The organism is Flavobacterium sp. (assembly GCF_027533505.1).
Classification (GTDB): Bacteria; Bacteroidota; Bacteroidia; order Flavobacteriales; family Flavobacteriaceae; genus Flavobacterium.
This window is the reverse complement of sequence record NZ_JAPZUB010000018.1, coordinates 1-10,273: the sequence shown is the minus strand read 5'-3', so window position 1 is coordinate 10,273 and position 10,273 is coordinate 1. Positions and strand designations below refer to the sequence as shown.

At 40.5% G+C, this 10,273-nt stretch carries 11 protein-coding genes; 8 read left to right on the top strand and 3 right to left on the bottom strand.

Going from position 1 to position 10,273, the window contains the following annotated elements; genetic code table 11:
• Positions 1-115 precede the first annotated feature (115 nt).
• Positions 116-1,207 (top strand): ATP-binding protein, encoded by a 1,092-nt coding sequence (locus O9316_RS04420; protein WP_366941514.1) that lies wholly within the window; start codon positions 116-118, stop codon positions 1,205-1,207.
• Here O9316_RS04420 and O9316_RS04415 read toward each other — a convergent pair.
• Together O9316_RS04415 and lpxK are read right to left on the bottom strand one after the other, a co-directional pair.
• Positions 1,199-2,020, bottom strand: a complete 822-nt coding sequence (locus tag O9316_RS04415; RefSeq protein WP_298203317.1) for a purine-nucleoside phosphorylase — start codon at positions 2,018-2,020, stop codon at positions 1,199-1,201. The two genes, O9316_RS04420 and O9316_RS04415, sit on opposite strands and share 9 nt — an antisense overlap.
• The gene (lpxK, locus tag O9316_RS04410) at positions 1,992-3,023 is read right to left on the bottom strand and encodes a tetraacyldisaccharide 4'-kinase (protein ID WP_298203316.1); all 1,032 of its coding nucleotides are present in this window, start codon (positions 3,021-3,023) and stop codon (positions 1,992-1,994) included. Before lpxK ends, O9316_RS04415 begins: the two co-directional genes overlap by 29 nt.
• Before the next feature lie 48 nt (positions 3,024-3,071).
• Here lpxK and O9316_RS04405 point away from each other — a divergent pair, with 48 nt between their 5' ends.
• The 7 genes from O9316_RS04405 (at position 3,072) to O9316_RS04375 (ending at position 9,049) form a co-directional block, all read left to right on the top strand.
• The gene (locus O9316_RS04405) at positions 3,072-3,638 is read left to right on the top strand and encodes a hypothetical protein (RefSeq protein ID WP_298203315.1); all 567 of its coding nucleotides are present in this window, start codon (positions 3,072-3,074) and stop codon (positions 3,636-3,638) included.
• A 39-nt stretch (positions 3,639-3,677) separates the two neighbouring features.
• The gene (locus O9316_RS04400) at positions 3,678-4,811 is read left to right on the top strand and encodes a Nif3-like dinuclear metal center hexameric protein (RefSeq protein WP_298203314.1); all 1,134 of its coding nucleotides are present in this window, start codon (positions 3,678-3,680) and stop codon (positions 4,809-4,811) included.
• A 3-nt stretch (positions 4,812-4,814) separates the two neighbouring features.
• Positions 4,815-5,594 (top strand): C4-type zinc ribbon domain-containing protein, encoded by a 780-nt coding sequence (locus O9316_RS04395; protein WP_298203313.1) that lies wholly within the window; start codon positions 4,815-4,817, stop codon positions 5,592-5,594.
• 50 nt (positions 5,595-5,644) lie between these two features.
• Positions 5,645-6,478, top strand: a complete 834-nt coding sequence (locus O9316_RS04390) for an alpha/beta fold hydrolase (RefSeq protein WP_298203312.1) — start codon at positions 5,645-5,647, stop codon at positions 6,476-6,478.
• Positions 6,479-6,504: 26 nt separating this feature from the next.
• Entirely contained in the window at positions 6,505-7,224 is a 720-nt protein-coding gene (rluF, locus tag O9316_RS04385; protein WP_298203311.1) for a 23S rRNA pseudouridine(2604) synthase RluF, read from the top strand.
• Positions 7,225-8,038: 814 nt separating this feature from the next.
• On the top strand, positions 8,039-8,296 hold the full coding sequence (locus tag O9316_RS04380) for a hypothetical protein (RefSeq protein WP_298203310.1): 258 nt from the start codon (positions 8,039-8,041) through the stop codon (positions 8,294-8,296).
• Positions 8,297-8,332: 36 nt separating this feature from the next.
• Positions 8,333-9,049, top strand: coding sequence for an AAA family ATPase (locus tag O9316_RS04375; RefSeq protein WP_298203309.1), 717 nt, complete (start codon positions 8,333-8,335; stop codon positions 9,047-9,049).
• Here the strand turns inward: O9316_RS04375 and O9316_RS04370 are convergent.
• Positions 9,020-10,108, bottom strand: coding sequence for an RHS repeat-associated core domain-containing protein (locus tag O9316_RS04370; protein WP_298347024.1), 1,089 nt, complete (start codon positions 10,106-10,108; stop codon positions 9,020-9,022). The genes O9316_RS04375 and O9316_RS04370 overlap by 30 nt on opposite strands.
• Positions 10,109-10,273: the final 165 nt, after the last annotated feature.

Below are 10,273 nucleotides of genomic sequence, written 5' to 3'. Positions count from 1 at the left end.
TCGAGACTGGAAACTTGTAGCTGATTGCGGGAAATTCCTTGTATATGTTGCATGGTTAAAGATACAAAATAACTACTCTTCTTCCTAGGTTTTTACTATATTTGTTGGGAAGGTTGTGAAGTTTTTTCACAGTCTGCCGTTGAATGCAATCAATGGGATTACACATCTTTTGATTGAAGACAACCCCAAAGAAAGTCAGATTGAATATTTAAACTCCCTTCAATTCTCTGGAAATTATTTGTTGACTTTCATCAATGATATATTGGAAATCAACCGTATTGAGTCGGAAAACGTGCCAGTGGAAAATATTCAGTGTGCTTTCCATACGCAACTCAAGAATATTCAAAACTCCTTTAAAGAAATTGCACAGGAGAACAACAACATTTTTGAAATTGACATTGACAAATCGATTCCAGAACATCTTATTTGTGACCCGACGAAATTATCGCAAATCATCATCAACTTGGTGAATAATGCGTTGAAATTTACCAAAAATGGCCACGTGCGTTTGAGCACTCATTTGGAAGAAATTCAGGACAAAACGATCAAAATCAAATTCCAAGTAGCCGATAATGGTATTGGTATTCCCGAGGACAAACAACATGAAATCTTTGAAAGCTTTTCACAAGGTTCGATTGAAATTAACCGCAAATACGGGGGCACCGGCTTAGGTTTGGCCATTGTAAAACGATTGGTTGAATTATTGGGTGGTACGATTACTTTGAACAGTAAAGTTGGACTTGGTACCACCTTTACCTTCATTTTACCTTTCCAAGTAAGCGAAACCTTGGTGGAAGAAAAAAAGCCACTTGAAACGGAAGAACCCGTCGAAACCGTCGTTGAAGGAAAACGCATATTGTTGGTGGAAGACAATAAAATCAACCAAATGATTACCAAAAAAATGCTGGAGAACCGCGGTATGTCTTGCCGCATCTTGGATAATGGTGAAGACAGTGTTACTTTACTTCGCAAAGAACCCGACAGTTATGATTTGGTATTAATGGACGTCCATTTACCTGGCATCAATGGAACCATTGCAACGCAACAAATTCGGGAATTTAACACCCAGATTCCGATTATTGCTTTAACTGCGATTTCTTTAAATGAAAACCGAGAAATGCTCCTCTCGTATGGGATGACCGAAGTGTTGACGAAGCCATTCGAACCCGAAAAGTTTTACAAAATTATTGCCGATCACCTACTCTAAGGTATCCCCTTGAATCAATTCACGAATCAGTAACCGCACATGGGGCTCGGCCTTTTGCGCCGCTTTAAGCACCTCGGCATGGTTGACTTCTTCAATGCTTTCTTCATTGCCCATATCGGTAATGACCGACAACCCGAAAACCTCCATGTCCATGTGGCGCGCTACGATAACCTCGGGAACCGTAGACATCCCTACACAATCGGCACCTAAAATTTTAACCATACGGTACTCCGCCAAGGTTTCAAAGGTAGGCCCCTGCAACGCTAAATAAATACCCTCGTGAACAGGAAACCCTGCTTGCTGCGCTATGGCCTGCGCTTGGGCAATCATTTTACGATTGTAAGGAGCACTCATATTTACAAATCGGGGACCAAATCGTTCCTCATTGATACCCCGCAACGGATGTTCGGGCATCATATTGATATGGTCGGTGAGCAAAACGATAGAACCCACATGATAGTGAGGATTCACGCCACCCGAAGCATTAGAAACGATAAGTTTGGACACCCCCAATGCTTTCATCACCCGAACCGGAAAGGTTACTTGCTGCATAGAATATCCCTCATAATAATGAAATCGACCTTGCATGGCTACCACTTTCTTGGCGCCAATGCGACCAAAAACCAAAGCCCCTTGATGGCCTTGAACGGTTGAAATAGGGAAATGCGGAATTTCAGCATAGGGCAAAACGTGTGTTATTTGGATATCCTCGGTAAAACTCCCTAAACCCGAACCCAAAATCACCCCGTAATCGGGTGAAAATGCAGTTGCCTTTTTAATATAATCAACGGTTTCTTGTACTTGTTCCCACATAATCTAAAATGAGTTGTTTCCACTGGTTTTCTTGCTGCAAAAGTTGACTTTGCATGGGAAGATAATACAACGGTAATTGCAGTCCTTTTCCGTGTAAGCGTACAAAATCTTTTTCTGTCGTAATCACTATTTTACCCGAAAACTTCCGATTCATGTGTTCAATATCTTCTGGAGAAAAAGAGTGATGATCGGGAAATCGAAGGGTTTGACTTTCGGTAGCTCCCACATACTCCAAAAAGGGTTTTGGCTTCGCAATACCGGTAACAAAAATGCAATCTGATTTGTTGACACTTGACCACGCTATACGATTGTGACCCTCATATACCCCATCTTCATAGACAATTGTACTAAAAAAAACAGGAATTGTTGCAGCCAAACGCTGTCGTATCTTCTGCTGTGCAAGTTCCGACAAATTGGGAGGACATTTTGTGACAATTATCATGTGGGCACGTTCAGCACCCGAGGTGAACTCGCGCAAGGTACCCGATGGCAACATCCAATCGTCACAATACAAATCATCATAGGCCGTCAACAGGATATAAAAACCCGCTTTTACCCGTCGGTGTTGAAAGGCATCATCGAGTAAAATAAGGTCGGGTTGTGGCTTTCGCTTCAGTAATTGGGTAATGCCCCGGACGCGATCGGCATCGACTGCGACGGTAACGTCGGGAAACTTTCGGTGGATTTGATACGGCTCATCTCCCAACATAGCTTCTTTTGAAGTCGTATCGGTAAGGTCGTTGGCCACCCAATACCCTTTGGATTTTCGTCGATATCCTCGACTAAGGGTAGCGATGCGGTAATGGGGTTGTAAAAGTCGAATCAACTGTTCAATCTGAGGCGTTTTTCCCGTTCCACCCACACTTAAATTACCTACCGCAATAATGGGTATGGAAAAGGTATAGGAGCGCAAAATACCCCAATCATAGGCCTTGTTGCGAAAAGCGGTGATTCCTCCATAAAGAAGGGCTAGAGGGAAAAGGAGAATACGCAAAATAATCATTTTACGAAAGTAACATTTTTTTATCTTTGAGCGATGGAATACCAAAAAATGAGCAGATACTGGGTGATCCTTTGGGCATTCATTGGCTTGTTGGGACAGGCTCAAAACACGCCTTCCGACAATGCTGCGTTGCTTAAATTGCTGTTGAATCGCTTTTATGCCCAAGAGAAACCCATTGTGAAAAATCGGTTGCAATTGCTGTACTTTTACCGTGACAAAGCGCCCAATACCCTAGAACTATGGGATGGTTGTCGCAATCATCCGATTTTACAATCCCAATTGGAAGCCATCAAAAAGCAGGTGCAAACAGCCCGTCCCCCAGAAACGTGGGAGGCCGAGTTTTCCATTTTATTTGCCAAAGAACATCACTATTTGAAGCAAAAAGTGCAACAACCCGTGACCTTAGCGCAATTTGAAAAAAACACCCAACGCTATGGCGAAAATAATCAGCGCATGATGATTGTCAATCAACCTATTTATCTAGACCAGGGGTACTGTTTGATAAAAGTGGGGTTTTACCGCACGATAGAACATAACAGCGGTAGTTTCTTTTTATTTCAAAAAAAAGGAGACACATGGCAAATCGTTGATGAATTTAATCGCTGGGAAACATGATTGCCCCTCATTACTAACTTTTTATTTCAAAACCTTACGATGACCACAAACCCTTCATTTACCTTGCGCCAATTGATTCCCTTGTTGGAAACACTCGCCCCTACAGCCTATGCTGAAGACTTTGACAATGTAGGTCTTTTGGTTGGCGACCTTGAGGAGAACGTAACTGGAATTTTGGTTTGCCATGATGCACTGGAAGCTGTTATTGAGGAAGCTGTAGAACGGCAATGTAATGTGGTCGTGTGTTTTCATCCCATACTATTTTCAGGGGTAAAAAAAATTACCGGAAAAAATTATGTCGAACGGGCGGTTCGAAAGGCCATCAAAAATGATATTGCCATTTATGCGGTCCACACGGCGTTGGATAACCATCCCAAGGGCGTAAATACCCTTTTATGTGACGCATTGGGCATTATTGAATCGGAAGTATTGATTCCGAAAACCGATTTTATTCAAAAACTAGTCACTTACGCCCCTATTGAACATGCAGCCGCCATCAGAGACGCCTTATTTGCTGCCGGAGCAGGTCACATCGGGAACTACGAAAATTGCAGTTTTAATTCGACCGGCATAGGAACTTATCAAGGGAATGAAAAAAGCAATCCGGTTATAGGTCAACGTCACGAATGGGTGAGCGCCGAAGAGCAAAAAATTGAAGTAACCTTTGAAAAACACCTTCAACAACCCCTCCTTCAAGCGCTTTTTAAGCACCATTGTTATGAAGAAGTGGCTTACGAAGTGTACCCACTACAAAACGCTCATCAAAACTTGGGATTAGGACGTATTGGTAAACTCCCTAGTCCCCGAGACGCAAGAGAATTTTTATTGGAGGTCAAAGCAAAATTAGCGTGTGGCGGCATTCGTCATTCGCCTTTTTTGGAACGAAAAATTGAACGTGTTGCGGTTTTGGGTGGTTCGGGAAGTTTTGCCATAAAAAATGCGTTAGCGACTGGGGCTGATTTGTTCATCACTGCCGATTTAAAATACCACAATTACTACGAAGCAGAAGGGAAAATGATCTTGGCCGACGTGGGACACTTTGAAAGTGAAAGATTTACAAAAAATTATATAGTTGATTTTCTTAAAGAAAAAATTACTAATTTTGCACCCGTTCCGCTATTGAGTGGAATTCAAGTATCAGAAGTAAATACAAACCCGGTTAAGTACTTATAATATATGGCTACTACAAAAGAAATGAGCGTTGAGGAAAAATTAAGAGCGCTATATGATTTACAGCTAATTGATTCCCGCATTGATGAAATCAGAAGTGTACGCGGCGAATTACCGCTTGAAGTAGAAGATTTGGAGGATGAAGTAACCGGATTAACCACCCGTTTGGACAAATTACAATTGGAACTCAACCAAATTGAGGACAATATCAAATTGAAAAAAGGGGCCATTGAAAGCCACCAAGCGTCGATAAAACGTTATGCTGAACAACAAAAAGAAGTTCGTAATAACCGAGAATTCAACGCTTTAACCAAAGAAATTGAATACCAAGAATTAGAAATTCAATTGGCCGAGAAGCAAATCAAAGAAATGAAAGCTTCGATTGAGTTCAAAAAAGAAGCGGTGGGTCAAACGAAAGAAAAATTAGATCAAAAAACCACCCACTTAAAACACAAAAAAGCGGAGTTGAATGATATCATGGCTGAAACACAAAAAGAGGAAAACTTTTTGATGGAAAAATCAGCAGAATATCGCGAAGGTATTGAAGACCGTTTGTTGGCGGCTTATGACCGAATTCGCAACAGTGTTCGCAATGGATTGGCCGTAGTGTCGATTGAGCGAGGTGCATCGGTAGGGTCGTTTTTTACAATTCCTCCGCAAACCCAAGTGGAGATTGCTGCCCGTAAAAAAATCATCACTGACGAACATTCGGGTCGTATTTTGGTCGACAATGTTTTGGCACAAGAAGAACGAGAAAAAATGCAACAATTGTTTGCATCCATCTAAAACATAAGGCCACCCTACGGTGGCTTTTTTTTATTTCATCCCTCGCGCCTATGATTCAACTATTCCTTGCCAAGTCTTTGGGGTTATACCTCAACCTCATGAGTTATGTGTATCCCAAACATGCGTTCCGTTTGGCTTATCGTTTTTTTAGTCAACCGCGAAAAGGAAGATTCAACGCCGAAAAACCACCGAAGATTTTACAACGCGCCCAATGGGAAAAACATGCGTTGGATACCCATGTGATTCAAACCTATATTTGGCAAGGGAACGAAGAGGTGATTCTTCTCGTTCACGGTTGGGAAAGCAATGCCTCGCGATGGAAAAAGCTCATCAAACCCCTTCTCAAAACGGGAAAAACAATAATAGCGCTTGATGCTCCAGCACATGGTTTATCGAGTGGAAACGAGTTTAACGTTCCGTTATACGCCGAATTCATTCACAAAATAGTCGAGCACTACCAACCGACCATTCTTATTGGCCACTCGGTGGGGGGCAATGCCATCGCCTACTACCAAAAACATTATCCGCATCCGGCGCAAAAGTTAATTCTTCTGGGGGCGCCGTCTGATTTTAAAATTATCCTCAAAAATTATATCAAATTGCTTGGGTTAAACCGTCGAATATACCGTTTTCTCAAGGCGTATACCCAAAAACGATTTGAGGTAACCATTGAATCCTTTTCAGCCGCTTTGTTTGTGGAATCACTGACTTTACCCGGAATCATCGTACACGACAAAGAAGACACTGTGGTTTTGTGGGAAGAGAGTGAAAAAATCGCCAAAGCATGGCCCCATGCGGAATTCATTACCACACGTGGACTCGGACACAGTTTACATGATGCCTATTTGTATCAAACCTTGATTGATTTTATTGAAAAACCGTAATCGTTGCGAATCGCTATCTTTGTGTCATGACACGATTGAATAAATTTCTATCCGAGTCGGGGTACTGTTCCCGACGAGAGGCCGACCGCCTGATTGAACAAGGGCGTATAACCGTGAATGGATTACGTCCTGAAATGGGAACAAAAGTGGGCCCCGAAGATCGCATTTGTGTGGATGGAAAACCGATTCACAACGACCAAGAACAACGGATTTATTTGGCATTTCACAAACCGGTAGGCATTGAATGCACGACCAACACTTCGGTGAAAAACAACGTCATTGACTACCTCAAATATCCCGAACGCATTTTTCCTATTGGTCGTTTGGACAAAGCCAGCGAGGGACTTTTGCTGATGACCAATGACGGAGATATCGTCAACAAAATTCTTCGGGCGCGGAACAATCACGAGAAAGAATACATTGTAACGGTAGATAAACCGTTGACCGATCGCTTTATCGAACGGATGCGCAAAGGGGTTCCTGTATTGGATACGGTTACGCGCCCCTGTCCGGTGGAAGCGATAAGTCGGAATGTATTTCGCATCACGCTAACCCAAGGATTGAATCGACAAATTCGACGCATGTGTGCCTACCTCGGCTACGAGGTGACAGCCTTAAAACGCATTCGTATCATGAACATCTCGCTGGATGTACCCGTAGGAAAATACCGCCCCCTCACCGCAAACGAAATGGCACAACTGAATACCTTACTAGCCGATTCCAGTAAAACGGCTGAAGGGTTTTGAGTTATGAATTATGAGTTATGAATTATGAGTTATGAGTTATGAGTTATGAATTATGAGTTTTGGGATTGCTGAAAGGTATGGCTTCCTACTCGTTGAACATTTTACGTAATACAGCGGATTTGCAATCCCTTCAAAAAAGATCCTATTCAATCACCACGCATTCATTTTCAATCCAGCTGAGGTACACGCAGCACTCGAGGCTTTTGTAGAACAGACGAAGTAAATCTACTATCAGGTCGGGAGTAGTTTAGCCTTTGATTATGTGATTTCTCCTTCGTCGAAATGACAAAAAAACGTAAAAATAAAGTTTTAGCTGTGCTAAAACACTCAAATTCAAAACTTAATACTATGTACTTTAGAAAATAGTAATTCCAACCGACCCGCTGTCATTTCGACGATAGGAGAAATCACACTAGGGGATGACGTAGCCCTCGATAGGAGTATCAACAATCCGTACAAAACAAGGTATTGGCACTTGGTATTGCTCAAAATATACATACTACTATTAAAATTCGTAGTAGCTATTGATTCTATTCTATGCTGGTATGGATTGCAAATCCGCAGTATCGGAATGAGGAGCATCGTGTAAATAATGAACACTTTACGGCTGAGGTGTAGCTTTTGCATTTTTATAGGTGGACAAGGATAACAAATCAGTCTTCGGGGTGTTTTTTTTGATCTCCATTTTTTTTAATTCACTGTTTATCTTTATTCTTTAACTTTGATTTTAATAAAAATTATAAAATTGACATAATATATAGTCTGTCAAATTATTAAATTTGTTGAGTAAAATGTCACTAACATACGCTAAATAATGAATCAAACGCTACTTACAAGATTGTTTAAATCTATCGAAGGGAATAAAGAAGAACCTTTGGTAAGGATAGCTTATACCATTATTCAAGAAGAAAGAAGAAAAGGACACACTAAATTAGCTGATAGACTTGACACTATTTTAGAAGGCAATTTGGCAAAAGTTTTTGAGTCTCAAAAAAATCCTACTCTTAAAATAACAAAAGATAGAGATGATGTATTTTTAATCCCAGCAGATAGAAGATACAAATTACCATGAGCCACTCATATTGAAAATGATTTTTTAAGGCATAACATGGTTTTATCTCCAGTTGTTGAAGAGAAAATAATAAGAATTGAAAAAGAGTATATAGCTAGAGAAAGGCTTGCTCATCACGGTTTAAAACCTAGACAAAAAATACTCCTATACGGTAGTTCTGGATGTGGTAAAAGTATGACCGCTGAGAGAATAGCTTGGGATTTGGGGTTGCCTTTTTATAAAGTACGTTTTGACTCAATAATTTCATCTTATCTTGGGGAATCAGCATCAAACTTAAATAAATTGTTTGAGAGTTTAGAAAAATACCCTTGCGTGCTTTTATTAGATGAATTCGATATTATTGGTAAACAAAGAGATCTAAAGTCAAATGATGTTGGAGAGATTCATAGAATCGTAAATATTGTTTTAGGACTTTTAGAGGAGTATAGTGGTCAAGGTATATTAATTGCTACAACTAATTTAGAAGGTAGTTTAGACAAGGCCTTATTTAGAAGATTTGATGAGATAATCGAACTACCAAAACCAAATGAAGCCGAAATTATAGATTTACTTAAAGTAACTTTTTCTGCATTAAATCTTAATAAGAAGATTAACCTTGAAACATATGCAAAAGATATGGAAGGACTATCTTATGCACTTGTTGTTAAGATAGCTAATGATGCAGCAAAAAAATCAATTATAAATTCTCACAAAGAGATTTCAGCCGATGATTTGAACAAAGCATTAGAAGAAAATTTGGCTTTTAACAAATAGATTGGTGTATGGAGAAGTTTCCACATTATGGTCTTTAAGATTTTTAACAATGTCCTTGTCAATGTTTGATAAGTTTAATTTTTTGTCATCATAGAAATCATTCGCTATGGACTCTGCATGAAGAAAAGACTCATGTCCTATATCGTCAATCATATTGTCAATTTTTGTTCCACTTGGCAATAGACTTATTGTGATTTCAATACCTTTTCCTTTCGACTCCGAACTTGTATAGGCATCCCCAACACCAGGTTCAGCTTGGGCAAAGTTTAAATCAGTATCATTTTTGTCAAATTTACCACTTTCCTTATATTCATGTCCTGCAATTACCTGACCTTTTTCAGCAAAGTTTGACAAAAATGCTATTCCTTCTTTTGATTTAGCAAAAGCTTCAAAAGCTTTTACTAGATTTTTATTTACATAATTGCCTTTTTTATCTTTTTGATAAATCCATGCCGTGTCAACGTACATTCCATCAGGGTCAGTAAAAATAACTGGATTATCCATACAATAATTATAGGGAGACCATCTTCTATATTGGTCTGCTAACGGGTCAATATTCATCCACCTCCCAATCGCCGCATCATAATTCCTAGCCCCATAATCATACATATTCAACCCCAACTCATCCTGCCACTCCTTCCCGTTGTATTTATACTTATACGACAACAACTCCTCAGGAGTGGGCGCCATGCGTTTGAGTTCCTGTTCCTTCACTACTTGCATCTTGCCACCGCTGTAGTTGGTGTGGCGCAAGCCAAAAGGGTAGTAATGATTCTGCTCCACGATTTTCAACTGCTGCGTGTCGGGGTCTTGCGCATAACTCAAGCGTATATTCCCCAAATGGTCGGTGTAGTTGTAGACATACGTAAAAAAGTCTACCGGCAACTCCGTACTCGGCAACAACGCCACTACCCCATTCTCCTGCCGTAAATTCAAGCGCGAAGCATAGCCCTCCGCTGTGGGAAAATGTTGTATGACGTTATCCAAATACTGAAACCCATTCGCATAATCCGTAACCTTGTTGTTTGAAAGAACGTTGTCCCGCACCACTTTGCGCACTTTGCGCCCTGTGGCATCGTAAAGGTATGAAAAAAGCGATTAGCAATCAGCAATTAGCAATTAGCTTTTGGGGGTGCGTTGAATGCGCTGCTTTTATATCAAAAACCACCCCGTGAAGGTGATTGATGTATGACTGTTATAATTAAATTTGATACTGCCACGCGA